Genomic DNA, 26191 nt, shown 5'->3' with positions numbered 1-26191 from the left:
CAGGCAAAAGGCATGAAGGCACTAGGACTCCTCACGGTCATCGCCGTACTCGGCGCGTGGCTGGTGTGGAACGCGTGGAACGTGTTCCGCCTCGTCACCGACGTACGGGGCGGCTCGTGGCGGCGCCCCATGTGGTGGACGCGCCTGTGCTCCGTCGCGCTCTTCGCCGGTGTCGCCGCATGGATCCGAGGCCTGTTCGCCAGCGGGCTGGATGCCCGCAAGACCTGCCTCTACGTCCAGCACGAACGATACGACGAGGCGTACCGGCAGTCCCACGCCGCCGAGTTCAACAAGATCTTCCCGCTGCGCAACATGTGCAACGCGCACGCGGACCTGGTCCCCGCTTGGGTCAACCCGACGATCGCGGTCTGCGGAGTCGTCGCACTGGCCGCGACCGTGGCCTCGATCGTTCTGTGGTTCGGGACCGCGCGCGCCCTCAGACTTTCGCCACCTGCGAGAAAGGAGCACCAGTCATGATCCTGACTGGTCTGTCACGCCGCCGCTTCATCGGCGCCACGTCGTCGGCCGCCGCCGCTGCGATGCTCATCAACGTCGGTGATGCGGGTACGGCTGTGGCCGCCACGGGCCAGAGCCCCGAGCCCCACGCCTGGAAGGGAAGGAAGTCCCGCAACGGCTGGCCTGTCCTGGCGCAGGCCCCCAGCCACCGCATCGAGGGCAGCGGCCAGGAGGTGCGCCTCGCAGGGGGCGACGCATCGGTGATCCTCCTCCATGTCGCCCGCCGCTTCCACTACGAGATCGACTCCCTGCGAGCGGGGGACGTGCACGGTTGGACGGCCCACGCGGACGGGACGGAGCCCTACGAATCGAACTATGCGTCGGGCAGCGCCCTGGCAATCCGCCCGCTCTGCTACCCCAGCGGCTCGAAGGGCAACTTCTACCCGAACGAACTGGTGGTCGTCCGCGACATCCTCAGCGAGCTCGACGGCACAGTCGCCTGGGGCGGCGACTTCGAGGCAGCCAAGGAATCCCACTTCGAACTCACGCTCCGCCCCGGCCACCCTCGCCTCAAGGGGGTGGCCCGCAAGATCCAGGGCTGGCAGGCAGGCCCCGGCAACCACGGTGCGGGCGCGACCGACGCCTTCGACCCGCGCCGTCGCAAGGCAGCTCGCGCGTTCGAGCGGCGCACGGCGAGCTGAGCCGGTTTCGTGCCCGAAGGGGGCGGGGGCCGGCCGCCCCGCCCTTGGGTACGTGCACCCTGGCGGTGCCCGTGCGGCACGGTTGCCGTCCTCGCCGGCTGATGACGCTTCTTTCAGCCGTGTCGCCGGGGGCGTAGGCGAGCCGCGACGATCTTGTTCGTGACTCGATGGGCGTCGGCCGGACGGGTGATCCGTCGCGTTCGGGCGTGTCGGAGATCACAGGGCGGAGGCGGCCGTCCGGGTGAAGAGGGGCGGGTCGGTGGTCCCGCGGCTCGGGGTACCGCCCTCGGCGGGCAGGACGCAGGCGCCCCGGGGCAAAGGCAGGAGCCCCGCTGCCTTGCGGCGCGGGGCTCCTTGGGTACTGCTATCTGTTCCGGATCAAAGCACCAGGCTCCGAGACCGAATGATCAGACGGGGGTGACGTTCTCCGCCTGCGGGCCCTTCGGGCCCTGGGTCACGTCGAAGGAGACCTGCTGGTTCTCCTCCAGCGAACGGAAGCCGCTCGCGTTGATCGCGGAGTAGTGAACGAAGACGTCGGGGCCGCCGCCTTCCTGGGCGATGAAGCCAAAGCCCTTTTCGGCGTTGAACCACTTCACGGTTCCGGTAGCCATAAGCCCTCCTTGGGCCCAAAGGGTTGCCCTGCTCCAGAACCCTGCAAGTGTGAAAACAAGTGCCGCACAACTGCATACGTCTGAAAACGACGAGAGCCCGCGGTTACATGCTCCGCAGGCTCTGTACTGCAAGGAAACCAAACTGCAACTTGCGGCGAGCCTAGCACGCAGGCAGCCGAAAGCAATAGAGGGCAAGATCACGTCACCCGGATGTTTGAAAGATCCGCGAGTGGTTGACACCGGGGCCGAAGTCTGGAGCGTACCCCATAGGGTCTAGCCTCGCGATGTGGACAATTCTCGCACCCGGCCGCGCGTCGGCCACATCCAGTTCCTGAACTGCCTGCCCCTGTACTGGGGGCTCGCGAGAACGGGCACGCTCCTCGACTTCGAGCTCACCAAGGACACCCCGGAGAAGCTCAGCGAGCAGCTGGTGCAGGGAGACCTCGACATCGGGCCCATCACCCTCGTCGAGTTCCTCAAGAACGCGGACGACCTGGTCGCCTTCCCCGACATCGCCGTCGGCTGCGACGGCCCGGTCATGTCCTGCGTCATCGTCTCGCAGGTCCCGCTGGACCAGCTCGACGGCCGTCGGGTCGCCCTCGGGTCGACCTCGCGCACCTCGGTCCGCCTGGCCCAGCTCCTCCTCGCCGACCGCTACGGCGTCCGGCCCGACTACTACACCTGCCCGCCCGACCTGAGCCTGATGATGCAGGAGGCCGAGGCGGCCGTACTGATCGGGGACGCGGCGCTGCGCGCCAACCTCCTCGACGGCCCGAAGTACGGCCTGGCCGTGCACGACCTCGGGAGCCTGTGGAAGGAGTGGACCGGTCTGCCGTTCGTCTTCGCGGTGTGGGCGGCCCGCCGCGACTACCTGGAGCGCGAACCGGTCATCACCCGCCGCGTCCACGAGGCCTTCCTCGACTCCCGCAACCTCTCCCTGGAGGAGGTCGGCAAGGTCGCCGAACAGGCGGCCCGCTGGGAGGCCTACGACCAGAACGTCCTGGAGCGCTACTTCACCACCCTTGACTTCCGCTTCGGCGGCCCCCAGCTGGCGGCCGTCGCCGAGTTCGCCCGGCGCGTCGGGCCGACGACCGGGTTTCCGGCGGACGTGAAGGTGGAGCTGCTCCAGCCGTAATCACTACGCTGCTGAAGGTGGAGCTGCTCCAGCCGTAATCACTACGCTGCTGCACACCAGGCGTACCGGGGGAGCGTGACGCCGGCGTACAGGGGGAGAGTGACGCCATGCAGCCGCTCGGAGTCGACGAGCCGACCGTCGTCGGGCCCTACCGGCTGCTGGGCCGGCTCGGCTCCGGCGGCATGGGCCGGGTCTACCTGGGCCGCAGCGCCGGGGGCCGCACGGTCGCGGTCAAGATCGTGCACCCCCACTTCGCGCTCGACGAGGAGTTCCGCGCCCGCTTTCGCCGCGAGGTGGACGCGGCACGGCGGGTCGGCGGCGCGTGGACGGCACCCGTCCTCGACGCCGACCCCGAGGCGCCCGTCCCCTGGGTCGCCACTGGCTACGCGGCGGGCCCCTCACTCGCCACGGCGGTCGCGGACACCGGTCCGCTGCCCGCCCATTCGGTACGAGCGCTGGGCGCGGGGCTCGCGGAGGCGCTCGCGGCGGTGCACGAACTGGGCCTGGTGCACCGGGATGTGAAGCCGTCCAACGTCCTGCTGACCCTGGACGGGCCCCTGTTGATCGACTTCGGCATCGCCCGTGCCACGGACGGCACCGCGTCCCTCACCTCCACCGGCGTCTCGATCGGCTCGCCCGGCTACATGTCCCCGGAGCAGATCCTCGGCAAGGGTGCGACCGGCGCGGCCGACGTCTTCTCCCTCGGTGCGGTGCTGGCGTACGCGGCGACGGGTGAGCCGCCGTTCCCCGGCGACTCGTCGGCCGCGCTCCTCTACAAGGTCGTCCACGAGCAGCCCGAACTGGGCGCGATGAGCGGTGAGTTGCGGGAGGTCACGGAGGCGTGCCTGGCCAAGGACCCGGCCGCCCGTCCCACCCCCGCCGACCTCGCCCGGCGGCTGGCCCCCGAGGGGGCTGCGCGGCTGGTGGCGGGCGGGTGGCTGCCGGGGGCGTTGGTGGAGCAGGTGAGCCGGAGCGCCGTACGGCTGCTGAACCTCGAGGCGGTGGACACGGGCGAGGCTGTTTCGGGGCCGGTGGGGTTCAGCAGGCCTTCGGTGGGGGGTGGTGAGCTGGGGGCGATCGCGGGGGAGTTCGGGCCGGCGCCGGTGATGGCGGGGGAGGGGGAGGGGACGGCCGGTGCCATGGCCTCCGGCGCCTCGGCCTCCGACTCCTCGGCCTCCGGTGCCTTGGTCTCCGACGCCTTGGTCTCCGGCGCCTCGGCCGGCGGTGCCTCGGCCGGCGGTGCCTCGGCCTCCGGCCCTTTGGCCGCCGTACCCGAACCGCGGGACGCGCCTCCCGTCGAGCAACGGCCCGGGAAGGTCTCCGTGTCGGTGGCGGCGACGTCCGTGCCGGGGGAGGGCGGACGCGGGCGGAAGCTGAGCTGCACGGTGGCGCTCGCGGTGGCGGGGGCGCTGGCGGCGGTGACGGTGGGGTCGGTGGCCCTGCTCGACCAGTGGCGGAGCGGGGACGACCACGACTCCGGGGCCGGCGCGGGCAGCAGGCCCCCGGCGCACTCGGTCACGCCGAGCGCGGGAGCGAGTGCGACGCCGACTTCCACGACGAGCGAGGTGCCCAGCCCGAGTGCCGCCGCCGTTCCCGTCTCCTACCTCGGCAGCTGGGAGGGACAGGCCACCGCGCTGAACGGCACCCTTCCGGTCGGTACCTTCCGGCTCACGGTCCACCAGGCGTCCGTGGGACAGGAGTTGGGCCGACTCCGGCAGACCGACCAGCTCGGCGGCGTCTGCACCGACGTACTGTCCGTGAAGTCGGTGACGAAGAAGGAGCTCGTCGCCACGTCGGTGGGCGCCGCGTCCAACCACGAAGGCTGCAACCCGACCCCGCACACGGTGCGGTTGTCGCTCGTCGGCGACGACTTGAGGTACGTGTCGGACAGCGAGGCGGAAGGCCGGCCTACGGCTCGGATGTCGAAGGTGGGGTAGGGCGGTTCGCGCGCACGTACTTCACGAGCGCGGCGATGATCAGTGCGGTCGTCGCCAGGGTGGCGAGGAGGCCGACCGCCCAGAGGTACGGGTACTCGACGTGCACCCAGCAGGGGCCGCCGCGGCTGTAGCAGCCGTACTCCCAGTCCTTTTGGTGCTTGGGGCGCCACGTCGTGCTGATCACGCCCGCGATCAGATAACCGGCGCCGAGCCCGGGCAGCGACCCGATCGCCCAGCCCAGCGAACGGAGCCTGCCCGCCTTCCAGTCCATGCGGGTCAGCGGGGCGACGAACGCCGCGAACGCCAGCGGCACGCAGGCACCGACGGTGGCCGCGAGGGCGTAGGCGCCACCAGGCCACGACGAAGCGAAGTCGCCCCAGATGGCGTGACCCCACAATTCCTGGAGGAGGATCAACGGGGCGATGAGGAGCAGGAAGACGGGGATCACCAGGCAGGCGAAGAGACAGTTGCCGCGTTCTTCGCGCTGCTCCTGTCTCGGTCTGCCCGGCCGGTGCTCGTACCGCAGTGCCGCCCCGGCCGCCTTCCTGCGCCCCGGCTTTCTCGAACCCGTACCCACGATCCCTACAGCGGTGTCGTGACCGTGACGTGTTCGCCGGTGCCCAGGTGCAGCATGCCCTTGCCCGGGGTGATCGGGCCGCCGACCATGCTGCGGTTGGTGCGGATGCCGATGAGCTCGCCGGAGCCGGACTCCTGCGGGGAGAGCAGGATGCCGCGGCGGGCCTTCTTCGCGTCGACCTGCCAGCCGGAGAAGCCGTCGCAGATCTCGTCCTCGTCACCGGCGATGACGACGGCCAGCCCCTCCTCGGCGCCACGCTCCACGATCCGCTTGAAGACGTCCTCGGCGTCGCAGTCGTCCAGCACCTCGGCGTCGTCGACCAGGACGACGACCGGGTCCTCCGGCTTGGCCGTCTCGACGAGTTCCGTCAGCTCGTCCTCGTCGACGTCCCGGCCGGTGAAGACCTTCAACACACCTTCCAGACCGTCCAATTCGCGCAGGGGCGAGGGGCGCGGAGCCGCGACGACCAGGCGGACGCCCTTGCTCAGGTAGGACCGGGCGAAGCTCAACAGCATCGTGGACCGGCCGGACTTGGCAGGTCCGCCTATGACGAACGCCGGCACGCCCTGCGCCAGGTCAGGCCCGAACGCGGTGAGCTCGTCGCCGCCGATACCCGCGAGGGCCCACAGCTGTGCGGAGGCCGTCGCCGGGTCGCGCATGGCCCACGCGTCGTCGAAGGAGATACGGCTCGGCAGCACATCCACCCGGAACGGCCGCAGCGAGCGCGGTACTTGGGCGTCCCGGGCGGCCGCCGCCTCGCCGATGGCGGCCAGCGCGGCGTTCTGGCCCTGACCCGTGGTGTCCTCGGAGAGCAGCGCGAACTGCGTCTCGGCCGCCGTCTCGCTTCGGAAGGCGCGGCCCGGCGGGATTTCCTCGGGCACCTTGCGGGAGTTGATGTCCAGCATGGAGAAGTCGGCCCGGTCGGCGAGCCGCAGACCGTACTTGTCCTCGGTGAGGGAGGAGATACGGCCCGCCAGCAGCTGCCGGTCACCGGTGATCACGACATGCAGACCGACGCTCGCGCCCTCGCGCATCATCGCCATGATCTGGTCGGTCAGATCGCCGTGGTTGTGCTCGCCGAGCGTGGGCAGCCAGCCCTCCCAGCGGTCCAGCAGCACCACGATGTGCGGCAGCCGCTCCTCCGCCGAGACGGCCGCCCGCTGCTCGCCGATGTCCGCGAAACCCCGGTCGGCCAGCAGCTCCTGACGGCGGCTCAGCTCACCGGACAGCCGGCTGATCAGCCGCTCGACCCGCTCCAGCTGGTTGCGGCTGACGACCGCGCCGCAGTGCGGCAGGCGGGTGAGCGCGTTCAGGGCGCCGTTGCCGCAGTCGATCCCGTAAAGGTGCACGTCCGCACAGGAGTTGGTGCGCGCCAGCGAACCGGCGATGGTGCGCAGCACCTGCGAACGGCCGGTGCGCGGTGCGCCGGCGACGATGAGGTGCCCGAAGGTCGCGAAGTCGACGACGACCGGACGCCGTGCCTGGTCGGCGGGCAGATCTTCGATGCCGTACGGCGCGGCGGGCAGCGACCCCTGGCTCCGCGGGGCCGGCACGTCGTCCAGGAGCAGCGTCTCGTCCAGCGCCGGCAGCCACGGCGAGTGCTGCGCCGGGATGCCGAGCGCCTGGTTGGCCTCCCTTACCGCGTCCACCAGCACCTTCAGGTCGGTGATCTCGTCGTCCTCGCGGACCTCGGACTTGGGCTTGGCCAGTGCGGCCCGGCCCAGGTCCGGCCAGGTCAGCGAACCGGCCCAGGGCGCGAGCGTGGCGGGATCGGCGGCACCGGGGCGGCGGCCCCCGACGCGGCCCGACTGGAAGGGGATCAGCGAGGCGTGCCCGAGGCGGACGTACGCCCTACCCGGTGTGCTCTTCGCGATGTGCCCGGCGTCGGGCGCGTCGATGACGTCCGTGGACTCACCGGCGTCGGTCACGCGCAGGGCGATACGGAGGTTGGTGTTGGCGCGGATCTCGGGGGAGACGACACCGGAGGGCCGCTGGGTGGCGAGGAGCAGGTGGATGCCGAGGGACCGTCCACGCTGGGCGATGTTGACCAACCCCGTGACGAAGTCGGGCAGATCGCGCACCATCGAGGCGAACTCGTCGATGACGATGAGGAGTCGGGGCACGGGCGGGTGCGACGGATCCCGCCGCACCAGGTCCTGGTAGTCCTCGATGTCCTTGGCGTCGGCGGCGGCCAGGATGTGCTCGCGGCGCTTCAGCTCGGCGCCCAGCGACTCCAGGGCGCGCTCGACGAGATGGGCGTCGAGGTCGGTCACCATGCCGACGGTGTGCGGGAGTTTGACGCAGTCCTTGAACGCCGAGCCGCCCTTGTAGTCGACGAGGACGAAGGTCATGTTCTCCGGTGTGTTCGCCACCGCCAGCGCGGCGACGATGGTCTGCAGCAGCTCCGACTTACCCGAACCGGTCGTACCGGCGATCAGACCGTGCGGGCCGTCACGCCGCAGGTCGATGCCGAACGGGCCGTCGTAGGACTCACCGATGACCGCCATCGTCGACTGACCGCCCATCCGCCACCGCGCGGCGATCGCCTCCCGTGTGGGCGGCTCCAGCTGGAGCACGTCGAGCAGCCGGCTGGAGCCGGGCAGCGCGGAGTCCTCGGTCTCGCCGCTGATGTCGCGCAGCGGGGACAGGGAGCGGGCGAGCCGGGCGCACCAGGCGGCGGAGACGAAGTCGGGCCGTACGTTCTTCTTGCGCAGCGCGCCGGTCTGCTCGACGCGCAGCCGCAACTCGGGGGTCTGGATGGTCTGTTCATCAGCCTGTGCGGCGCTGGGATGCCAGGCCTGGAAGGAGGGAAAGCCACCGACGGCCTGCTGCGCCACGGGAGTCGGCTGCCCGTCGTTCCCGGTCTGCCGGGGCTCGGCGACCACGAAGGCCTGGCACTCACCGGGCAGGAAACGCTCCTCCTCGTCCAGGCAGATCGCGTAGATCGCGACGGACGGACCTTCCCGCAGCAGTCGTACGACACCGGGCATGGACCGCAGCCGCCGCGACCCGTCCCATACGACGACGATGTCCGGGTCGGAGAAGGCGGGCCCGTCCGTCTTGCCGCGCCCGCCCTGCTTCAGTGCCTTCTGCCGGGCGTCGAGCACCTGCGTGAGCTCGCCGACGCGCGCACCCACGGTCTCGGAGTCCGTCCCGATCAGGACGTTCACGTCCTGCCCGCTCGCCGGGCGGGAGTGCGGCAGCCAGCGCACCCAGTCCCAGCGTTCACGGGCGTTGTTGTCGGTCAGGACATAGAACTGCACGTCCATCGGGCTGTGCAGCACGGCGGTCTGGGCGACGGCCCAACGCCCCATCGCGGGCGCGGAGTCACCGGGACCGGCGACGCCGATCACGCCGAGTTCCCTCAGCGGGAGGGCGACCGGCGCGTCCTCGATGAACCAGCGGACCTTGCGCTTGTGCTCGTCCTGCTCGGGATCGTCGAGCTCGACCTCGGAGGGGACGCGTCCGGTGCCGAAGCGGATCAGGAGGTGATCGGCGTCGGTGCGGCGGCGCTCCCAGAGCCGGGTGCGCGGGCCGGTGCCGGTGACGAGGACGGCGGCGGGGTCGGGCACGGCCTGCCGCCGGTCCGTCCGCTCGGCGACCAGCGCCTCCTGGGCGTCCTTCTCGATCCGCGCCTTGTGTTCCTGGTACTCCTTGCGCTGCTTGGCGTGCGACTTCCGGCCGTGCTTCTTGTCCATGAAGTAGTTGCCGAACAGCATGACCGGGCTCATCACAGCCATGATCAGGTAGTACCAGCGCCCGAACATCATCACGGACACCACGGCACCGACCAGCGGCAGCAGCGCCATCAGCCAGGGCAGCGGCCGGGCCTCGTAGTCACCGGGCGGGTTCGGCAGCGAGAACGACGTCTGCCGCTCGGCGGGGCGCAGCCGCGGGGGCCGGTTGTAGTCGAGCCCGGCACCGTCGTCGGACCACTTGAGGGCGGCGTTGGGCGGCGAGTAAGAGACCAGCTCGAGAAGGGAGTTGCCAAGGGCGAGCTGAGATCCGAGAGGCCAGTCCCCACCGTCGAAGTCCTCACCGTCGAGACGACCGGAGCCGTCCTCGTCCTTCTTCTGCAGGGTGACCTGACAGGTGCCGTCGATGGCGATGGACAAGGTGGCGGCACGGGAGGGGAGTTCGGGGTCGTCGACACGGATGTGGTCGGCCGGCCCGCTGCCGATGTCGTACCGTCCGACACCGAGCCGATGCACGGCGCCGGCGGCGGGACCGCCGGCGACCCGGAACTCGACGACGCCGGTGGGCTCACCGAGGATGCACCCCGCGGGGTCGTGCAGGCTGACGACGACGCCGTCGCGGAGGGGGGAGTTGACGACGGTGGCACTCGGGTCGACGGCGTATCCGTCGACGTAGGCGAGGGGCGCGGAGCCGGTGCTCCCGCCACTGCTCCGGTGCGCCCCGATGGGGATGACCTGTGCGTCGTCGCCGCCCCATCCGACGTGCCTCGCCAACTCCTGCGCGATGGCGCCCACCGTGGACTCCGGATCGGCGTCGAGCACCACGTCGGCACTGGCACCGCCGAGCGGGTCGACGACGGTCAGACTCAGACGCACGCTTCGGTCCCCCAACACACCGGAACCACCGAGCGCGGTGGCTCCACTCAACACAGTGACAGTGACTGTGACCTTAACCGTCCCGCCTTTGCCCGGCGCAACGGATGTGCACCGGTTCACGATTCCCTTGCATGAGGCCCCTGCGGCCCCATGGGTCCCACCCGTAAGATCTTTGCTCGTGCGGACGGCCGGCCATCCACGGCAGGCCGCGTCTCCGCCAACAGAGCCACGGGGGAAGGCCCTGCGGCCACACCAACGGGAGGGAGCCGTCATGGCCGGCAAAGACACCGATCTCACATATGCGGAGATGGAGAAGGTCGCAGGCGACCTGATCAAGGACATGCACGAGCTGGAAGACCGGATCAAGAACATCGAGAAGCGCGTCTCCGCCCTCGTGGAGAACGGCTTCACGACCCAGAAGGCCTCGGGAGCGTACGACGACTCCATGAAGGACTTCACCAAGGGCGCGACGAAGACGATCCAGGGCCTGCACGGGCTGTCGGACTTCCTGAAGAAGGCCAAGGAAGCGTACGAACAGCTGGACGAGCAGCTGGCGAAGCAGGCCAAGGGTTAGTCCGCCGTATGCACACGGAGCGGCGTCGGTGCGGTGATCCCCTGCGGTCACGGCACCGACGCCGCTGTCTCTGAAAACTCCTGAGGCGACTTTCAACGGGGAATCATGTCGGACCAGACAGCGGACCTTGCTCGTATCAAAGAGAGTGCTCGATCAATCTCCAAGATCCACAAGGAGTTCACGCAGAGCGCGAATCCGGCGGACGGACTGGGCGTGTCTGTTCTGGGTGAGAAGGGCCTGGTCGACGTCTTCGACGACTTCGGTGACAACTGGCGGGTTCACCGCCAACGCCTGGCGGATGAGCTGGAGAAGCTCTCCAAGATTCTGACCACCGCATCGAAGGCGTACGAGGACATCGATCACCAACTCGCCGAAGCCCTGCGAGGTACGGATTCGAAGAAACCGGGAACCGGCGGGGGGCCCAAGTGACGCGTCCTCGAGCCGATGAGTGGGCGGTGATCGGTGAGTCGGCCGACCCGATCCCGGGTGATCCTGAGGAAGTAGCCAAGCTCGGAAGGGATCTCCGCAGGACTGCGGAATCCATCAAGAAGCAGGCGGACGAGATCAAAGCCCTCGCATCCGTCGAATCCTGGAAGAGCAAGGCGGCGACGGAGTTCCGAGAGCAGGCCGAAGGAGCCGAAGGGAAGCTGCGGAAGGCGTTCAGACGCTACGACACCGCAGCTGACGCCCTCGGGGGAAAGGTGGTCGACGGCGGGTCTTCCCGGGAGTACGCCTCGGAACTCCATCGTGCCCAGCAGATGGCTGACAAGGCGCTGCGGGACGCCCAGCACGCTCACGACGAGCAGCAGGCGAGCAGTGGTGCGATCGACAAACTGCCGAAAGACACCCCTGATGACGACCCCGGCCGAAAGAAGCTGCAGCATCGCCACGAAGCGGCGAGTGCGGCAATGGAACGGGCGAAGAAGGACCTCGAGGCGGCCAAGGAGGTCCGGGACGCGGCTGCCAAGAAGGCCAGAGACGCCATTCGGCACGCCATCGACCACGACGGCTTGAAGGACAGTGGCTGGGACAAGTTCAAGGGCTGGGTGCACGACCATGCCGCGCTCATCGAGAAGATCCTGGCGGTGTCCGGTTGGGTCGCGACTATTTGCGGGACCCTGTCTCTGATGGTGGGCTGGATTCCGGTCATCGGCCAGGCGCTTGCGGCTGTCCTTGGGAGCATCGCACTCTTTGCCACCGTGGTGTCCCTCGTGGGTCACACGCTCCTGGCCCTGGCAGGTGAGGGCAGTTGGTTCGACGTAGCCCTTGACGTGGTTGGACTGGTCACGCTGGGCATCGGCCGTGGGGCAATTGCCGGGGCCAAGGGCGCGTCGCTCGCCGCCAAGGTTTCCGCGCGGTCGGCGGCGGGCCGGGCGCTGAGAGCGGGCATTAGGTCGAAGCCTGGCACGGCCGCATACCAGCGGGCACTCAACCAGACTTGGAAGAAGGCCAACCAGCTCAGTGGTCAGTCCCTCCGTGGCAAAGCCGGAGCCAAAGCGCTCGCCGATGCGCCGAAGGGCTGGAACCCCGGTGCCGCTCGACTGAAGGAGGCTTTCAGCCCGAAATCGATCGGCAAGGAGTTCCTGGACGGCTTCAAAGGGGTCAAGGACTTGGGCCCGAGCAACCTTCGGCAATTGGGTCACAGCGACACTTGGGCGGGAGTGCGTCCGAGGATCGGTGACTCCGGGATCGCCGACCTCGAAAAGAACCTGGGGCGGATCTCGGATTCCGTGCGGGGTGATGGTGCGGTGAAGGCGGCCAGCGATGTGTTTAAGACCCAGACTAGAATCTGGGCGGGCTCGACAGGTTTTGCATCCGCTACCGACCTGCTCGACAAGGGTGAGATCACGGGATGGGTCGGCGACCATATCGGGGTAAAAGGGCTGGACGACGGCGTCTGGTCGGCTACCGGAGTCAAGGATGCCACGACGACAAGTAGCGGATGAGCAGGACTGATGATGGCCGAGAAGTCAGGACGCGGCGACGAATCGGGGAAACTGCCCGAGCCTGTGGTGCGCCCTCGGGGCATGAGGCCACACGGTGTTCAGGCCGTACGTCGGGCCCGGCTCTATTCCGACGGGGCGGCCCTCGTCCTACGTGACCGAGGCCTGAGTGAGCACCGGTACCCGGTCAGCTCCGGGGGAATCCGGCGCGCTGTCTTCTCCCCACCATCTGATGGTTTGTGGGTCGCCGGCTCGGGGCGGCCTGTCGACCGCTGGGGTGTGCTGGCATTCCAAGAGCAGGACGGACAGACCATCCTTGAGGTGCCACTGGCTGATTGGCTACCGGAGGCCAATGTCGTCGGGACTCTGGACCTAAGGCCGGAGAAGTGTCTGGACCGGACAGGGCTGAAGGAGCTGCTGACAGCTCTCGCAATTCCCTTGGAGGAGAACTCACAACCGCGCGTGGGTGATTCAGCGCGAACAGATGCGGGAAACAGGGCGCATCGGGCAGTGCACAAAGAACTGCCCCGTTGGTACCACTGGGTCAGAGGGTTTGGGATCTTCGGCTGGTTTGTCGCTCTCGTCGTGGCCTTCGCCGCTGATGTGGACTGGTTCCTGCCAGTCGCCGCGGGAGCCTTGTTCCTCGTGCCAGCAGCGGACACAGTGGTGCGTTTCGGCGTACGGCTGAGCAATTGGCGTTCTGACGGCGCGCAGTTCGCCGATGCCGTCGTGATCACGCCCGATCCGGCGGTCGAGGCCGAAGCGACTCGGAGATTCCTTCGCACCGCGTCCGTGCGCGTGCTGCCCGGCGACGTGGTGGTAACGGACACCATCGGTCAGGAGCGCTGGATCGCGCGGAGGGGCGCGCATGGCATCTCGCGACTGGTGCGACTGACCGCTCCGGGTACCCGGCAGCCCCTCGGCGTGGAGTTCCGGGACGGGAACGGCGAGGTACGAGCGCTGCTGCCGTGGAGTTACTGGTTTGCCGGTCCGCAAGGCCAGGATCGATGGACCGAGATGGTGGCCGCCCTCTCAGTCCCCGAGGCGGACGAGGAGCTACGGCGCGCTGGACCTCAACCATCGGCCACAGAACCCTGGTGGACGGGACACATCCTCGCTGCCGATGCCCGAATGATGTCACCGCTGCGCGCCAAAGAAGCCCGACAAGAGACCAGTTGGCACCGCTCGGTCGTCGGTGGCAATGAACTGTTGCTCGTCCCGCTCTTCAGCCTCGTCTTGCTGGCCGGAGTCTTTGGCGACGACGGGGCTGCGCGCCTGGCGGGTTTGCTTTCCGCCCTGACCATCGCAACCGAGCTGGCCCCGGTCGCGGTCGGCTCATTGATCAGCCGGGTCTACCGCGACAAGCCGGGCGGGCATGGCTGAAAGTGCTTATTTCAGATCCACGACGAAACTGACGACCCGGAGCTCTCATGACCTCGAATGGGACCGGCGCCAGCGGCGCTGCCCCTCCAGCCGACTATCGGTTGCTGTTGCCGGACGGTTGGTTCCGTGTACGGATCGACCCCGATGGGCGTGAGCAATCGGTCGATGCGCTGGTGGACCGCCAGTTCGAGGGAGTCGACAACGCCCCCCACATCAAGCGGCAACTGCGCGAGCGGCTTCTCGCACAGGCCGTCGCCGCATACCAGGACGGTGGGATCGAGCTGTACCTGAGCCTGCAGCAGGCGGGCCCGATGACGATTCCCGCTTCGCTTTTGATCACGCTGGTTACACCACCCCCTGGAGGATCCCTGCCGGCTACTGCCGATCTGGCAACGCGCCTCGCGGCCGATGGGGATGGGGACGTCTCGTTGGTGGAGTTGCCCGCAGCGACGGCGGTACGTGTGCGCCGAGAGACGGGACAGCCTGACCGTCCAGCTCCGGCCGGTGCACCGGGAGACCCGGACGAGGTCCTTCCGTCGATCACGTTGGACTACCAACTGCCAGTCCCCGCTACCGAGGCCTACCTGCTTCTGACCTTCTCCACCCCCCTCATCCAGATCGGTGACGCGATGGTTGAGCTCTTCGATGCAGTGGCCGGTTCCCTGACTTGGATGGACGGTGATGGTGCCCATGAGTGACATCCAGGCGTGCGGCATCGTCTGCCCGACGGATTGGGTGCCACTTCCCCTCGATCCCTCGGACGACGTCAAGCGATGGGCCAAGAGCACTGCTGCGGATCTGTGCGAGCGGAGCAGAACGGCAGGGTATGAGTTGGACAAGGGGGCACTGCGGAAGAACCTGCGCAATTGGGCGGACGACAGCCGCAGCCGGGATCCGCTCTATGCCTTCGCCTTCTACCCGGACGGCTTCGACACCGCGCTGGCACTGCTTGAAGTCGATGTCATCGTTCCTGACGACACGGTGCCGCAGATCTCCCTCGACTGGTTGGCGGACACGTTCAGCGCACATGATTTCGGTCCTCCGCAAAGCTCCCGAACAGACCTCCCGATCGGCCCCGCCGTACGCCTCCGCCAGAACTTTGCTGCCGAAGGCTCTCCACGCCGTGGACCTGGAGTGCTGCTGCAGAGCGTCACCTACGGGATTCTGCCGACCGGTGCCGAGAGTGCCGTCGTGCTCCTCTTGTCGTGGACGACACCGGGCATTGACGAGGAGATGGAGGAGGCGGCGGACAGCATTGTGCAGACACTGACGGTGGATTTCTGACGAAACAGACGGTCGGACTCTCAGGCAGGATCTCGACAGCGTCGATGTGGCTTCCGTGCTCACACGGCAGGAGCAGGAAGGCGCTCACTGGAGAGGGAGGATCATGTACGGTGGTTCGCTCTTCCCCGGACTGTCCCCGGTGCGGCGAGGAGCCCGCACCGGCGCTCCGCATTCCATCGGTACCCCTGTAGGACAAAGGGTATCGGTGGGGTTCCGGGTTTCGCCCACTGTGAACTTCTCAGTAAACGCGAGCAATTATGGGCCGATCGGGCGCTGAAGGATGCGACATGTGTCGCGATCTTGCCTAAACGGATGACCCAGCTCCCGGCCGGTTTACGCGACAGCGATCCGCGCCGACGGTTTGCGGAACGCTGCCGAGGCTTCCGCCTCCCGTGTGTGTACGTGCTGTTGCCGTCAGAGATCGCCCGGCTGCGGCTTGGCCGCTTCTCCGGACGGGCCCATCAGGATCGAGTGGGTCTCGTGGACGTCTTTTGCTGCCTTGGAGGGGACCCGGACCTCGACCATCACGATGCCGCTCGGGAGGCGGGTGAGGAGTGGAGGCTGGGCGCCCGTCGGGAGTTCGGTGAGGAAGCGGGTCAGGCGGTCGCGCTGGCCGGTGGACAGTTCGCTTTCGGACACCGCGCGGACCGTACCGGAGAGCAACTGGCACAGGCGCTCTGCGGTGTCAGGGTTGCCGGTGAACAGGCGGATCCAGGATCGGTCGGAGAAGGTCAGCCGTACATCCGCTTCTACTTCGCTGTACTTCATCTGCCGGGCCTCGGCGATGGCGTCACGAGGGAACTCGGCCAGTTCGTCGGCCTTGTCCAGGGTGCCGCTTCGGGTGCCGAGGAAGAGCAGGCGTCGGCTCGTCAGGACGAGGTCGGTGGTGTAGCCCTCGGGGCGGCGCGCGGGGTCGAGTTGCCAGGGGACCGTACGGGCCAGGGTGCCAGGCGCCGCCCACATGACCGGGAAGTCCTCGACCTCGTTCTCGGGCTCCTCCGGCTTGCCACGTACCTGCACGTCCCCGAAGGGCGAGCCGGCGGCTCCGCCGATGTTCGCGATGATGTTCGCGATCACCGGAATCCCGACCAGGAAGGCACGGCCCGTGCGGCGGGCGACGCGGTCCCCGGTCGTGTGCAGGGAGTAGGTTGGCCCCTCCGGCCAGTCGGCCAACGCGGCCTGGATGTCGTTGCGATCGGGATCGCGGAACCAGCGAGATCCCGCGACGGCGGGGGCGATGCCGGTGGCGAACTTGCCTGTGGTCCTGAGGAGCAGGTCCTCGTCGGCGCTGGGATACCAGTCCATCAGTACGTCACTTCTCCCCAGAAAAACGTGATTCGATCACTCGGGCCGAACATCGGTGCCGGTCGGTGACGGGAATTCCACCGAGCCGACGATTCCCGCGACCGCGTGCGAGAACTCGTCCCACTGTTCCACGGAAGCGGTGTCGAGGGTGAACACAGCGGTGTACGGGCCACTGGAGAATGGGACATGCACCTGGATCTGTCCCATGACGAGTTCCTCGTCCTGGCCTGATTTCGTGTATGCGCCGTCCAAGAGCAGCTTGCGGAACGTCACGCCGCAAACGGCTGGACCACACGGAAGATCCAGCCATGTCACCTCACGTAGTTCGTCGCGGAGCAACAGGGCCTGTATTCCTTGGGCGACGATCTCTTGGTTCGTTTCGCCCGACTCGAACACCGCGACGGTCAAGGAGCAGTGGGCCACTCCGCCGCCGTCCTCGATGTTGTACAGACCGATACCGAAGAATCCGACCCCGCTGGCGAGCATCTCGTCCGCCATGCCGCTGTACAGCGATCCCATGGCGTCCCACAACGGCTCCTCACCGTGCGGGTAGATTTCCCGGACGAGTTGGCGTGCGGCCTGTGCCCGTTCATCGGCGTCGAGTGAGACCTCGATGGCGTGCATCCCGGTCGGTAGCTGGAAGGCCATAGGGGGCAACGAAGCGCCGTCGATGATCAGGCTCTGAGAGGTCGCGGTGCTGTCCATCCGGTTTGCTCAACTCCCGAAGCCGAAGTCGTTCTTCGCTATGTTGTAGCCCTTGAACACATCGAGGCCGCCCTTGATCGTGGCATCGATGGTGCGGCCCGCCTTACCCATGGGGGCCACCAATTCGGCGCTCTTGACGAAGGGCAGCTTGGTCGCGAGGTTGATCCCCTGGGTGCCGAGCCACTGTCCCTTGCGGATGTTCTGCAAACCGCTCTCGACCGCGAGGGTCAACCGGCTGCCGCCTTCGCCGAGCTTCACCACAGGAGCCGCCTTCAAGGGCCCGAAGAGCAGGAATGTCTTGCCGACGCTGGTTACACCCCGGTACCCCTCGCCCAGTTCAGCGGCACGTGCCACTGCGCTGGCGCCCTTCACGAGTTCGGCGCTGCCGGTGAGACCCTTGACTCCCGGCAGGATGCCGAGTGCATCGAAACCGATATCGGTCCAACTGACGTCTGCACCGGCTGCCTTCGCGACGAGATGTGTCAGAAGCGCCGCCCCACTTGCGATCATCGCCGCCGCTGCGAAGATCGCACCTATCGGTTCGAACGGTGCGGTAATGATGGCCAAGAGGCCGAGGACACCGCTCGCCAGACTCAGTAGATCGCCGATCGCCTTGAACACGTCGGCGTGGTCCTTGATCCAGTCGCCGGTGGCGTCCCACGCATCCGCGATCCCGCTTCCCAGCTTGTCCCAGAACCCCGGTTCGTCGGGTGCGATGGCACCGGCCTTGTCGAGTTCCTTGCTTATCTGCCGGGCTGCCTGCCGGTACTCGTCCTCCAGTTCGTGGACCTTCTGGATGACGCCGTCCACGGCGCTGGAGGCTTTGGCCAGATCGTCGCTGCCCTTGCCGTCGGCTTTGGCCTCGGCTTTCGACTGTGCGTCGAGTTTCTCGCCTGCGGACTTCTCCAGTCTGTCCGCTCGGTCTTGGAAGTCCTGGAGTTCGTTGGCCCAGCGGTGCAGGGCGCGGGAGGCCTTGTCGAAGGATTCGTGGCTCTGGCGTATGAGAGGGGTGACGTCTTTGCCTATGTACTCGGTGAAGGCGATCGCCGTCTTGCCCTTCCAGGCGCCGCATTCGATGCGCTCCAGCTCACCCAGCGCCGTGCCGAGTTCACCCGCCAGCTTGCCCAACTGCTTGGCGAGATCCCGGGTGTCCTCCACGCTTCCTGGCGTGGGATCCCAGCCTATGTGAGGGAATGCAGGCCGCTGTCCTGCCACGTCACTTGTCCTTCTTCTGCGGGGCTTTCAGGGACTCGGCCAGGTCCAGGTCGAGCTTGCCAAAGCTCTCCCCGATCTTGTTGATCATTTTCACGGCGCCCTGGGTGTGTTTGCCGAGCTGCTTGATGCCGTAGGCCCAGTCGTCGGCGAAGTCGTGGACGTCGTCGACGAGTTTGCCCTCGCCGACCGCCGAGGCGTCGGTGTTCTTGAGGGTGCGGCGGGTGGTCTCCATGCGGTCGCTTATGGAGGAGAAGGTCTTCTTCAGGTCCTGGAAGACGGTGTCTTCGAGACGGAGGTCACTCATGGCGCACTCGGTTTCTCATGACGATGGACGGCCCGTGGCTGCGGGCCGTCCATGGGTTCGTCAGCGGTTGACGGCTTGGATCTCCTGGACGGTGACGTTCTGGGTGGCGCCGAAGGTGCCATCGGGCAGGTCGTCGCCGGTGCCGTCTGAGCCGGTCCAGTGGATCTTCCAGGTGATGGTGGCCTTGAGTGGGTAGGTGCCGTTCCCCGAGGAACGCAGGTACTTCACGCCGCAGGGCGGGGTCTGGTTTGCCTTGCCCTTGGCGTAGGGCTCACCGATGCGGCCACCGTTGATCTGGCAGATGCCGGATGCCGGGTAGGTCTCCGCGTCTGTCGTGCCCGGGTCGATCTTCAGGGAGACCGGTTCAGCGGTGGTCGTTGCGGAGATGCCGAGTACGGGGATCGAGGCGGTGACGGAGACCGGCTTGAACTGAGCCCCGTCGAGCCAGGCCCAGGTCGGCAGGTTGACCTTGGTGGCGTTGGCCGGGGCGAGGGTCACCTTGGTGCTGGGGACGCGGATCTCGTTGTAGGCGAGTTCGGCCAGGATCTTCGGCGTTACGGCGTTCTCGATGTTGGCCGGGGGAGGATCGCCCTTGTCCACCCAGAAGATGGGCTCGGTGCACTTGTCCCAACCGGGCGGGAAGCTCTCGTTGACGTACGAGTCCCACCAGTAGCCCTTGCCGTCCTTGTCCTGGTTGAAGTCCTTGTACGGGTGGCCGTTGACGTACCTGTCGCGTTGTTGGGAGTCCCATTGGTCGCCCGTCGAACCGGCCTCCCAGATCGGCTCCAGATAGGCCTTGAGTGCCGCGGGCGTGTACTTCGGGGCGTACCAGCAGGCCGGCGGGGTCCAGGGGGTGGTGGCGGTTACGGGGCCTACGGAGCTGCCGGTGCCGTTCTTGGAACGGTCAAAGACGATGACGCCGACTTTGGATGAGAGAGTTCCGTTGTCGGACGCGTCTCCCGAAGTGCTGGTGTCCGAGCCGCCCCCGATCGAGCCACCGCCCCCTGGGCGGTCCGCCATGGCTGCAGGCGCCAACAGCAGGCACACCGATGAGGCGAGAGCTACCGCAGTTATTACGCGTCGGACGCGGGTCACGGCTGGCACCTGTCGGCTCCCCGGGCAGAAACGATCTTCATCAGCTCCCAGACCCCCTTGGCGTTCTTCTCAACCTGCACGCCATAGGAAACGTAGCTGTTCTTGGTCACCTTGGTCTTTTTGACCTCGCCGGTCTTGATGACCTTGTTGTAGCCCTTACTCTCATCTCCGCAGTACGTGAGCGATGCCTTGTTCTTGGATTCGACGGAGACCTGCCGATCGAAGTAGCGGACGGTTCCGGTGACCGTCAGCCCACCGTCCACAAATGACTTGACCCACTGCTGAGCCGCCGCAGCGCCTTCGCCCTCCGTGTAGTACTCGAGAGCGGGGAGCCTGGGATTCTGGGCTCCGATGGCTGCGTCCAGCGCGCGGACGAAGTCTGCATTGTCTTTGAGGATCGCGTCTTTGACCGGATCGCCGACCTCCTCAGGAGCGAACATGAGCGTGTCGCCAGCTGGCATTTCGATCGTCGGACGATCGGCGGAGGCCGTCGTCGTAGCGCTCGGCGATGCCGACGCGGAACTGCCTGTGTCGGCGCCCGCGATTTTGTCGTTCTTGCTGGCCTTGTCGCCCCCGCCCCCGCCCCCGCAAGCCGTCAGCAGCAAGGCTGCGGCTGCGGTGAGCGCGGCGGCAGCGGGCAAAGTGCGGCGCTTCATCTGGTGGGCTCCCCGTGAGACTGAAGTTCGTCAAGGGCACAAACGCTATCGGTGGGGTTCCTGGTTTCGCCAGAGCGAACTTCCCTGCGGACTTGGACAAGTGTGGACGTACTGGGGGTGTTGGGTGCGGAGGTTGTGTCCCGGCCGCGTCCCCATGGGCACCTGCGTCACAGGGCGTTCGTGTCGAACACTCGCCACTGCTGCAGGGTTTCCGCTTGCTATCACGTTGTCCCCGCGTCTCGGGCGCCAGGACGGTGGGTACGCCGGCTCACGAGTCACTGGCCCTACGAGCTACACATAAGCCTCGAACGTCCCGTCCCCCGGTCGGGTACGACGATGTCCGAGTCGATGTCGCCGGTGAGGAGGCCCAGGAGGACCGCTGTGGCGGGGGCGTCGTAGTGTTCCCAGGCCTCGGCGATGTCCCGGGAGACAAGGAGGGTGCGCCAGGAAGCCGGCTTCTGGTCGGGGTGGGCCAGCCAGTTGAGGGTGTCGCCGTCGATGGTCTTCGCCCAGGCGATCAGTTCGTAGCCGAGATCGTCGCTGAATTCCTCCGGCTGCTCGTCCTCCTCCTCCCAGATCTCCGCCGCGAAGTCGCTGCGGCCGTCGTTGTACGCGACGATGTCGTAGGCCTTCCGCACGTCGGCGGGGACCAGGAGTTCGATGTAGCCGCAGAAGGCCCCGGAACCATAGGCGTCGACAAGGGCCCTGTAGTCGGCCGGGAGTTCGCGGTGCAGGGTGGTCTCGACCGATGCCCAGTCACCGGCGGGCGGCTGAGCCGGCGGTGAAATTGAACCCCTGCTCACTCGTCGCCTCGATGGCGATGCTGTGGGGCCCACGCTCTCCAGCGTCCGGCGGGGGCCTAGCCTGATCGTCCTCCAACTGGCCGCGAGCCCGGACGCGTTCGAGTCTCGCGTCCGAGCTCGGTTGATGCCGGGGGATTTCGGTTCGCTATCGCGGCTTCCTGCATCTCGGGCACGCACACGGAGGATACGCCGACGTACGCGGCAGCGGCTCCGTGCGACCGCCGGCCACGATCTCCAGCTTGCCGCTGTCAGCCGTGACGGTGCCGCCCGCGTCGACCGTGTAGATGCGGAGCGTCAGGCGAGAGCGGCGGTGGGTGGAGTCCAAGAGGTCCAGGACGTCCTGCCGGGGTGGGTAGTGGGTGGCGCAGTCCTGGCAGGCGTAGACGTTGAAGCCGGGGCCGGTTGGGGCGTGGACCTCGTGGACCAGGACCGGTTCGTCCGTGGTGCGTTCGCAACGGGCGCACATGCGCATGGCGGGGCGGGTCATCGGGTGGCTCCCACCGGCACGCGTACGCCGTGGATGTGCTTCGGGCCTACGTCGATGCCGAGCGTGGCCAGACGTGCGGCTCGGCGGCGGTCGCGTTGGCGGCGGTGTTCGACGGGGTCGAGGACGTACGGGCGTACGAGGCGGGAGGCCGTTCCGTCGAGGAGTTCGGTGAAGGGGGGAGGGGGTGGAGTGGCGGCGATGCGGAGGGGAGGACGGGCGCCGAGGCGGTGGCGGCCTCGGGGGTTCGGGGTGCACAGGGTCAGCACCCAGGTGAGGGCGCGGGCGATAAGGTCCAGCATGTCGACGCTCCATATCGGCGTTGGCCATGCCCCGGGACGGCTTCCCTCCGTCGCCGGGGTCCTTTGAAGCACGGTACAGGGTGGTACTGGGTGACGTATAGCGGTTAGGTGTGCTCCATCGAACTATGCAGATCAGTGGTGTCGTACGTTGTTCGATATGGCAGAGCAGGCGAGCGGGTCACCCATCGATCCGAACCAGATCGCTTACGTGTATATGCAGGTCGCCGATCACATCGCGGCGCGTATCAGGTCGGGCGAGCTACGGCCGGGAGCGCGTCTGCCCGGGGAGCGGGACCTGGCTGCGGAGTACGGTGTTGCGCATTTGACGGCGCGGCGGGCCACACGGGAACTGCGTGAGCGTGGACTTGTCGTCACGCTTCCGTCGAAAGGCACCTTCGTCGCATACCCGCCCGATGGCGATGCTCCCGCGGATGACGATCAGGAGTAACCCGGCGAAGTCCTTACGGTGGCCCTGGCCTCAAGGCAACGCAAGCACGCAGAACTCGTGCCCCTCCGGGTCCGTCAGGCAACTCCAAGGGACGTCACCCTGGCCCAGGTCGAGGTCGGTCGCGCCGAGAGCCCGTAGTCGGCTCACCTCCGCCGTCTTGTCGTCACCGGGATACGGCAGCAGGTCGAGGTGGACGCGGTCCGGCACGGTCTTCGCGTCGGGGGTGCGGAGGAATTCCGCATACGGACCGACACCTTTCGCAGAGCGCAACACTGCATGGTCGTCCGTCACTTCGTGCAGGGTCCAGGTCGTCGCCTCGTCCCAGAACCGGGCCATCGCCCGCGGATTCGCGCAGTCGACCACCACCGCGGCGATCGGCCCGGTGTCCCGGTAGACCTCCCGCGGCTCCAGGACGCAGAACTCGTTGCCCTCGGGATCGGCGAGGACCGTCCACGGCACCTTGCCCTGCCCCACGTCGACCGGCGTCGCACCGAGCGCCTTCACACGCCTGACCAACTCCGCCTGATGGGCATCGGAAGTGGTGGCGAGATCGAGGTGCATGCGGTTCTTCGTCGGTGTCTTCGCTTCCGGGACGGGAACGACGTCGATGCCGAGAACTACCGGGTCCGGCCAGACGAGACCGCCGGAGGGTCCGACGTACGTCGTCGCGCCGGAGCTGTACGCGCTCCAGCCGAGCGCATCCGCCCAGAACCGGCCGACCGTCGAGTGATCAAGGGCCTTGATGTTGACCATCACGGGGCGCAGTGCCATGCCGACGATCCTATGAGGTCCTATGAGGTCAGGTGACTGCGCAGCCCGCGGAGGGTCCGGTCCGGGCAACCCGTTCCGGACGCTCCCTTTGCAGTCCTTTGGTTGCTGACCGAAAAGACGTCGAAGGACAGTAACCCTGGCCGCCCATGCCTGAGGGGCGGATGTGACGTATGCGTACGGGGGTCGTAGTGGCGGATCACGTCAAGGTGTCCACATCGGAGCTGAAGGAGATCAGCAGGTCGGTGGCTCGGCTCAAGGCCAACTTCGAGCAGGCCAGGGACCTTGTCGACAGTTACGGCGCCGAGATCGGGTCGGGAGACGTTGCCTCCGCGCTGGACGACTTCGCCGACGACTGGAAGAAGAAGCGCAAGGAGCTCTGTGACGGGCTGGAGTTCCTCGGCAAGACGGCGGGCGCGGCGGCGAAGGCGTACGACGGTGTCGATCAGCATCTGGCGGACGCGCTGCTCAAAGCCCAGCCGGGGGACGGTGGCAAGGGCAAGTGAGCTACGACTTCTCCGGTGTCGACTGGCAGACGGCGCGGTATGACGAAAAGGAGTTCACGCCCGGCGACCCGTACGAGGTCGCCCGGCTCGGCAAGCGCATCGCCGACACCGCCAAGCTCATCGAGGAGCAGGCCGGAAAGCTGAACAACCTTGTGGATGGCAACGGTTGGGACTCCGACGCCGGGCGGGCGTTCCAGGACAAGACCCGTGACACCGTCGGGCTGCTCACCAAGACGCATCAGCGGTATGCCGCCGCCGCTTCCGCCCTCGGGTCGACCGTGCCGTACGAGCCGATTGCCGACACCGTCCGCGAGAACTGGGCCACCGCCCTCAACCACGCGCAGAACCTGGTGCGTACGGCCCTGAAGAAGGCGCAGGCCGCCGACGCGGACGGCAGCCGGTACCAGAAGCAGATCGACCAGCATCCCGGGCCGGACGAGCACCCCGACAAACAGAAGCTGAAGCGGCAGAAGGACGCCGCGGACGGGGAGTTGGAGGCCGCGAAGAGGGATCTGCGACGCGCGCTCGAATACCGGGACACCCAGGCCGGGTACGCGGCGAAGGCCATCCGGGACGCCCTCGACCACGACGGACTGAAGGATCCCGCGCATCACTGGTGGGACAACTGGAAGGACTGGGTCGCGGAGGTCGGGCACTGGGCGGGGGTGGCCGCCGCCGCGCTCGGGGTGCTGGCCCTCGTCCTCAGTTGGGTACCGATTCTCGGCGAGGTGCTCGGCGCGCTGGCGCTCATCGCATCGGTCGTCGCCCTGGTCTGCGACACCGTCTCGGCGCTGGACGGCAAGGGCACCTGGCTGGACGTCGCCATCGACGCGGTCGGTGTGCTGTCCTTCGGCGCCGGGCGGATCCTGGGGACGACGGCCAAGGAGGCGGCCGTCGCCGCGAGGGGGACGTCCGCGCTGCAGAAACTCCTGGATCTGCGCGAGATCGGAGTCGGCAGGGAAATGGCCGCCGAGGTGGCCGAGGAGGTGTCAGGACTGAGGGCGGGAAAGATCAGCGAAGCCCTCGCGAAGGGGCCGAACAGCGTTCTGCCAAGGATGCGGTCCGTGGTCAAGGAGTCCTTCAACTTCAAGGCGTACGCCAACGACATCCGCGAGGCGGGGAAGCCGACCGACCTGGACAAGATGCTCGCCGACGGCGCCCCGAGGCTGGCGGACATCGCGGACTCCTCGTTCAAGAGCATGGCGAGGCAGGCCAAGATCCTCTACTACGGCAGTCAGGGAGCGCCGCTCCTTGCAGGCTGGGGCAACCTGGCGCACACGCACTCCGGCGAGCCATGGGTCACAGGGCCGAATTTCCTGAAGGGAGCGAAAGAGCTTCCGGTGATCGGCGCCGGCGGGACACCGTTCTACAACTGGCATTGGAATACCGATGGATGACGTCGGTCGGTTGCTCCGTAACCCGACATCGAGAAAACAGGGATCACGTGACCAGCGAGGATGACCGGTCCGTCGAGGAGTTGTTCGCGGAACTTCCGGAGAAGCGTCAGCAGGCGATGGCCGAGGTCGGCTTGGGGCTGCCCGAACTGCTCCGGATGGCCGCTGCTCCGGGCGGCCTGCGTAAGGTGCGTCGGATTCTCGCCGACGTCTCCACCAGCCCTCGGCCGTCAGGGCCAGGAGAGGGCAAGAGGCCGGCGATATGGCCCTGGGGACGTCTGGTGCTGGCGACCTTCGCCTCGGCTCTCGTCAGCCTGCTCCTCAGTCTGTTCATCGGTACGTCGTCGGCCTTCGTGGGCATCGGGCTCGGGCTGCTGGTGATCTGGCTGGCCTTCAAGACCCCCGACTCCCGTGGGGCTCCTGCCGCACGGTTTCTCACGGCGGCCACCTATTTCGTCCTGATCTTCGCCGGTTCGCATTCGGCAAACGCCTGGTATCTCCAGTTGCATGGCGAGGAACAGACGGTCACCCTCGCCTCACCCACCCACCAGTGGACGCATGGCACCCGCGAGACATACTGCAGAGTGCGGCTGCAGGACGGTTCGGTCCACGAGGTGATCGACAACAAGGCCGGATGCGCCGACCGAGTGGGGCAGAGGACCACGGCCGTCGTCGACCCGTCGGGCCACTACGACCCCTCTCTCGGCACGAGGTCGGACCTCGGCGGCATCGTCGAGGGGTACATCTGCCTGGGTGCCGCCGTACTTCTGGTCCTGACCCCGTTGATCGCTGTCACCGCAGGACGACGCGACGGCAACCGCGCGCGGAGGGCGGTGGCGTGAGCGAGTTCGGAGACAGATCGGCTCTCCGCTTCGGCTTCTGGGACTACCTCTGTCTGGGCGCCGCGGCGGTGCTGGTCCTGGTCCCGGTGACCGCGGCGATCCTGAGCGGCGTCAACGAGGCGCGGGGCGCCAGACGCGGCCGAGTGATCGGTACGGCGGCATGACCGAGGAGCCGAACAACCCGAACAGCCC

Annotated in this window: 28 protein-coding genes; 15 read left to right on the top strand and 13 right to left on the bottom strand. The window is 67.6% G+C overall.

Features of this window, described 5'->3' with window-relative positions; translation table 11 throughout:
* The first annotated feature begins 12 nt into the window (after window positions 1-12).
* Both ABZ453_RS16975 and ABZ453_RS16970 read left to right on the top strand, forming a co-directional pair.
* Window positions 13-477 carry a hypothetical protein gene (locus tag ABZ453_RS16975; RefSeq protein ID WP_359015739.1) on the top strand — a complete coding sequence of 155 codons (465 nt, stop codon included), beginning with the start codon at window positions 13-15 and terminating at the stop codon, window positions 475-477.
* Complete coding sequence (locus ABZ453_RS16970) at window positions 474-1157, top strand: hypothetical protein (RefSeq protein ID WP_359015738.1); 684 nt, start codon at window positions 474-476, stop codon at window positions 1155-1157. Before ABZ453_RS16975 ends, ABZ453_RS16970 begins: the two co-directional genes overlap by 4 nt.
* 407 nt (window positions 1158-1564) lie before the next feature.
* Here ABZ453_RS16970 and ABZ453_RS16965 read toward each other — a convergent pair whose 3' ends face one another.
* Window positions 1565-1768 (bottom strand): cold-shock protein, encoded by a 204-nt coding sequence (locus ABZ453_RS16965; RefSeq protein WP_003992177.1) that lies wholly within the window; start codon window positions 1766-1768, stop codon window positions 1565-1567.
* 286 nt (window positions 1769-2054) lie between these two features.
* Between ABZ453_RS16965 and ABZ453_RS16960 the strand changes: the two genes are divergently transcribed.
* Both ABZ453_RS16960 and ABZ453_RS16955 read left to right on the top strand, forming a co-directional pair.
* Window positions 2055-2903 (top strand): menaquinone biosynthesis protein, encoded by an 849-nt coding sequence (locus ABZ453_RS16960; protein ID WP_359015737.1) that lies wholly within the window; start codon window positions 2055-2057, stop codon window positions 2901-2903.
* A gap of 107 nt (window positions 2904-3010) precedes the next feature.
* Window positions 3011-4840 (top strand): serine/threonine-protein kinase, encoded by a 1830-nt coding sequence (locus ABZ453_RS16955; RefSeq protein WP_359015736.1) that lies wholly within the window; start codon window positions 3011-3013, stop codon window positions 4838-4840.
* Here the strand turns inward: ABZ453_RS16955 and ABZ453_RS16950 are convergent.
* Complete coding sequence (locus ABZ453_RS16950; RefSeq protein ID WP_359015735.1) at window positions 4812-5417, bottom strand: hypothetical protein; 606 nt, start codon at window positions 5415-5417, stop codon at window positions 4812-4814. The two genes, ABZ453_RS16955 and ABZ453_RS16950, sit on opposite strands and share 29 nt — an antisense overlap.
* 5 nt (window positions 5418-5422) lie before the next feature.
* Window positions 5423-9988 (bottom strand): FtsK/SpoIIIE domain-containing protein, encoded by a 4566-nt coding sequence (locus ABZ453_RS16945; RefSeq protein ID WP_359015734.1) that lies wholly within the window; start codon window positions 9986-9988, stop codon window positions 5423-5425.
* Window positions 9989-10259: 271 nt separating this feature from the next.
* On the opposite strand from ABZ453_RS16945, the gene ABZ453_RS16940 reads away from it, so the two are divergent.
* From ABZ453_RS16940 to ABZ453_RS16915, 6 genes are all read left to right on the top strand, one after another.
* Window positions 10260-10562 (top strand): WXG100 family type VII secretion target, encoded by a 303-nt coding sequence (locus tag ABZ453_RS16940; RefSeq protein WP_133043420.1) that lies wholly within the window; start codon window positions 10260-10262, stop codon window positions 10560-10562.
* Between the two features lie 105 nt (window positions 10563-10667).
* Window positions 10668-10991: a hypothetical protein gene (locus tag ABZ453_RS16935; RefSeq protein ID WP_359015733.1), complete on the top strand. Its 324-nt coding sequence runs from the start codon at window positions 10668-10670 to the stop codon at window positions 10989-10991.
* Between the two features lie 26 nt (window positions 10992-11017).
* Window positions 11018-12508 (top strand): putative T7SS-secreted protein, encoded by a 1491-nt coding sequence (locus ABZ453_RS16930; protein WP_359015732.1) that lies wholly within the window; start codon window positions 11018-11020, stop codon window positions 12506-12508.
* Between the two features lie 276 nt (window positions 12509-12784).
* Entirely contained in the window at window positions 12785-13888 is a 1104-nt protein-coding gene (locus ABZ453_RS16925; protein ID WP_359015731.1) for a hypothetical protein, read from the top strand.
* 47 nt (window positions 13889-13935) lie between these two features.
* Entirely contained in the window at window positions 13936-14586 is a 651-nt protein-coding gene (locus tag ABZ453_RS16920) for a hypothetical protein (protein ID WP_359015730.1), read from the top strand.
* Window positions 14579-15172: a hypothetical protein gene (locus ABZ453_RS16915; protein ID WP_359015729.1), complete on the top strand. Its 594-nt coding sequence runs from the start codon at window positions 14579-14581 to the stop codon at window positions 15170-15172. Before ABZ453_RS16920 ends, ABZ453_RS16915 begins: the two co-directional genes overlap by 8 nt.
* Window positions 15173-15586: 414 nt before the next feature.
* Here the strand turns inward: ABZ453_RS16915 and ABZ453_RS16910 are convergent, their stop codons facing one another.
* The 9 genes from ABZ453_RS16910 to ABZ453_RS16870 form a co-directional block, all read right to left on the bottom strand.
* A complete protein-coding gene (locus tag ABZ453_RS16910) occupies window positions 15587-16477 on the bottom strand; it encodes a hypothetical protein (protein WP_359015728.1) in 891 nt (296 codons plus the stop codon).
* Between the two features lie 36 nt (window positions 16478-16513).
* Entirely contained in the window at window positions 16514-17182 is a 669-nt protein-coding gene (locus ABZ453_RS16905; RefSeq protein WP_359015727.1) for a hypothetical protein, read from the bottom strand.
* 9 nt (window positions 17183-17191) lie between these two features.
* A complete protein-coding gene (locus tag ABZ453_RS16900) occupies window positions 17192-18397 on the bottom strand; it encodes an enoyl-CoA hydratase/isomerase family protein (RefSeq protein ID WP_359015726.1) in 1206 nt (401 codons plus the stop codon).
* 1 nt (window position 18398) lies between these two features.
* Window positions 18399-18701: a hypothetical protein gene (locus tag ABZ453_RS16895; protein ID WP_359015725.1), complete on the bottom strand. Its 303-nt coding sequence runs from the start codon at window positions 18699-18701 to the stop codon at window positions 18399-18401.
* 60 nt (window positions 18702-18761) lie between these two features.
* Window positions 18762-19721, bottom strand: coding sequence for a hypothetical protein (locus ABZ453_RS16890; protein ID WP_359015724.1), 960 nt, complete (start codon window positions 19719-19721; stop codon window positions 18762-18764).
* A gap of 71 nt (window positions 19722-19792) precedes the next feature.
* On the bottom strand, window positions 19793-20452 hold the full coding sequence (locus tag ABZ453_RS16885) for a hypothetical protein (RefSeq protein WP_359015723.1): 660 nt from the start codon (window positions 20450-20452) through the stop codon (window positions 19793-19795).
* 284 nt (window positions 20453-20736) lie between these two features.
* The gene (locus ABZ453_RS16880; protein ID WP_359015722.1) at window positions 20737-21255 is read right to left on the bottom strand and encodes a hypothetical protein; all 519 of its coding nucleotides are present in this window, start codon (window positions 21253-21255) and stop codon (window positions 20737-20739) included.
* 145 nt (window positions 21256-21400) lie between these two features.
* Window positions 21401-21742, bottom strand: a complete 342-nt coding sequence (locus ABZ453_RS16875) for a hypothetical protein (RefSeq protein ID WP_359015721.1) — start codon at window positions 21740-21742, stop codon at window positions 21401-21403.
* Window positions 21739-22041 (bottom strand): hypothetical protein, encoded by a 303-nt coding sequence (locus ABZ453_RS16870; protein ID WP_359015720.1) that lies wholly within the window; start codon window positions 22039-22041, stop codon window positions 21739-21741. Before ABZ453_RS16870 ends, ABZ453_RS16875 begins: the two co-directional genes overlap by 4 nt.
* 157 nt (window positions 22042-22198) lie before the next feature.
* On the opposite strand from ABZ453_RS16870, the gene ABZ453_RS16865 reads away from it, so the two are divergent.
* Window positions 22199-22489: a winged helix-turn-helix domain-containing protein gene (locus ABZ453_RS16865; protein WP_359015719.1), complete on the top strand. Its 291-nt coding sequence runs from the start codon at window positions 22199-22201 to the stop codon at window positions 22487-22489.
* 30 nt (window positions 22490-22519) lie between these two features.
* Here ABZ453_RS16865 and ABZ453_RS16860 read toward each other — a convergent pair whose 3' ends face one another.
* Window positions 22520-23260, bottom strand: a complete 741-nt coding sequence (locus ABZ453_RS16860) for a VOC family protein (RefSeq protein WP_359015718.1) — start codon at window positions 23258-23260, stop codon at window positions 22520-22522.
* Between the two features lie 170 nt (window positions 23261-23430).
* On the opposite strand from ABZ453_RS16860, the gene ABZ453_RS16855 reads away from it, so the two are divergent.
* From ABZ453_RS16855 to ABZ453_RS16840, 4 genes are read left to right on the top strand one after another with little or no spacing between them, the layout of a single operon-like run.
* Window positions 23431-23763: a type VII secretion target gene (locus ABZ453_RS16855; RefSeq protein ID WP_359015717.1), complete on the top strand. Its 333-nt coding sequence runs from the start codon at window positions 23431-23433 to the stop codon at window positions 23761-23763.
* Entirely contained in the window at window positions 23760-25160 is a 1401-nt protein-coding gene (locus ABZ453_RS16850) for a putative T7SS-secreted protein (protein ID WP_359015716.1), read from the top strand. Before ABZ453_RS16855 ends, ABZ453_RS16850 begins: the two co-directional genes overlap by 4 nt.
* Before the next feature lie 47 nt (window positions 25161-25207).
* Window positions 25208-25999, top strand: a complete 792-nt coding sequence (locus ABZ453_RS16845; RefSeq protein WP_359015715.1) for a hypothetical protein — start codon at window positions 25208-25210, stop codon at window positions 25997-25999.
* On the top strand, window positions 25996-26163 hold the full coding sequence (locus ABZ453_RS16840) for a hypothetical protein (RefSeq protein ID WP_359015714.1): 168 nt from the start codon (window positions 25996-25998) through the stop codon (window positions 26161-26163). Before ABZ453_RS16845 ends, ABZ453_RS16840 begins: the two co-directional genes overlap by 4 nt.
* Window positions 26164-26191: the final 28 nt, after the last annotated feature.

The organism is Streptomyces sp. NPDC005799 (assembly GCF_040630525.1).
GTDB classification, from domain to species: domain Bacteria; phylum Actinomycetota; class Actinomycetes; order Streptomycetales; family Streptomycetaceae; genus Streptomyces; species Streptomyces griseorubiginosus_B.
The sequence above is the reverse complement of the archived record's forward strand: the minus strand, read 5'-3'. Positions and strand labels throughout refer to the sequence as shown.

What these genes read in the sequence shown, in the direction of transcription:
- ABZ453_RS16870 (WP_359015720.1), bottom strand. Translation starts at nt 22,041, where the DNA reads ATGCTGGACCTTATCGCCCGCGCCCTCACCTGGGTGCTGACCCTGTGC.
- ABZ453_RS16970 (WP_359015738.1), top strand. Translation starts at nt 474, where the DNA reads ATGATCCTGACTGGTCTGTCACGCCGCCGCTTCATCGGCGCCACGTCG.
- ABZ453_RS16885 (WP_359015723.1), bottom strand. Translation starts at nt 20,452, where the DNA reads ATGAAGCGCCGCACTTTGCCCGCTGCCGCCGCGCTCACCGCAGCCGCA.
- ABZ453_RS16895 (WP_359015725.1), bottom strand. Translation starts at nt 18,701, where the DNA reads ATGAGTGACCTCCGTCTCGAAGACACCGTCTTCCAGGACCTGAAGAAG.
- ABZ453_RS16975 (WP_359015739.1), top strand. Translation starts at nt 13, where the DNA reads ATGAAGGCACTAGGACTCCTCACGGTCATCGCCGTACTCGGCGCGTGG.
- ABZ453_RS16855 (WP_359015717.1), top strand. Translation starts at nt 23,431, where the DNA reads ATGCGTACGGGGGTCGTAGTGGCGGATCACGTCAAGGTGTCCACATCG.
- ABZ453_RS16915 (WP_359015729.1), top strand. Translation starts at nt 14,579, where the DNA reads ATGAGTGACATCCAGGCGTGCGGCATCGTCTGCCCGACGGATTGGGTG.
- ABZ453_RS16935 (WP_359015733.1), top strand. Translation starts at nt 10,668, where the DNA reads ATGTCGGACCAGACAGCGGACCTTGCTCGTATCAAAGAGAGTGCTCGA.
- ABZ453_RS16955 (WP_359015736.1), top strand. Translation starts at nt 3,011, where the DNA reads ATGCAGCCGCTCGGAGTCGACGAGCCGACCGTCGTCGGGCCCTACCGG.
- ABZ453_RS16905 (WP_359015727.1), bottom strand. Translation starts at nt 17,182, where the DNA reads ATGGACAGCACCGCGACCTCTCAGAGCCTGATCATCGACGGCGCTTCG.
- ABZ453_RS16965 (WP_003992177.1), bottom strand. Translation starts at nt 1,768, where the DNA reads ATGGCTACCGGAACCGTGAAGTGGTTCAACGCCGAAAAGGGCTTTGGC.
- ABZ453_RS16920 (WP_359015730.1), top strand. Translation starts at nt 13,936, where the DNA reads ATGACCTCGAATGGGACCGGCGCCAGCGGCGCTGCCCCTCCAGCCGAC.
- ABZ453_RS16890 (WP_359015724.1), bottom strand. Translation starts at nt 19,721, where the DNA reads ATGGCGGACCGCCCAGGGGGCGGTGGCTCGATCGGGGGCGGCTCGGAC.
- ABZ453_RS16910 (WP_359015728.1), bottom strand. Translation starts at nt 16,477, where the DNA reads ATGGACTGGTATCCCAGCGCCGACGAGGACCTGCTCCTCAGGACCACA.
- ABZ453_RS16875 (WP_359015721.1), bottom strand. Translation starts at nt 21,742, where the DNA reads ATGACCCGCCCCGCCATGCGCATGTGCGCCCGTTGCGAACGCACCACG.
- ABZ453_RS16940 (WP_133043420.1), top strand. Translation starts at nt 10,260, where the DNA reads ATGGCCGGCAAAGACACCGATCTCACATATGCGGAGATGGAGAAGGTC.
- ABZ453_RS16865 (WP_359015719.1), top strand. Translation starts at nt 22,199, where the DNA reads ATGGCAGAGCAGGCGAGCGGGTCACCCATCGATCCGAACCAGATCGCT.
- ABZ453_RS16860 (WP_359015718.1), bottom strand. Translation starts at nt 23,260, where the DNA reads ATGGCACTGCGCCCCGTGATGGTCAACATCAAGGCCCTTGATCACTCG.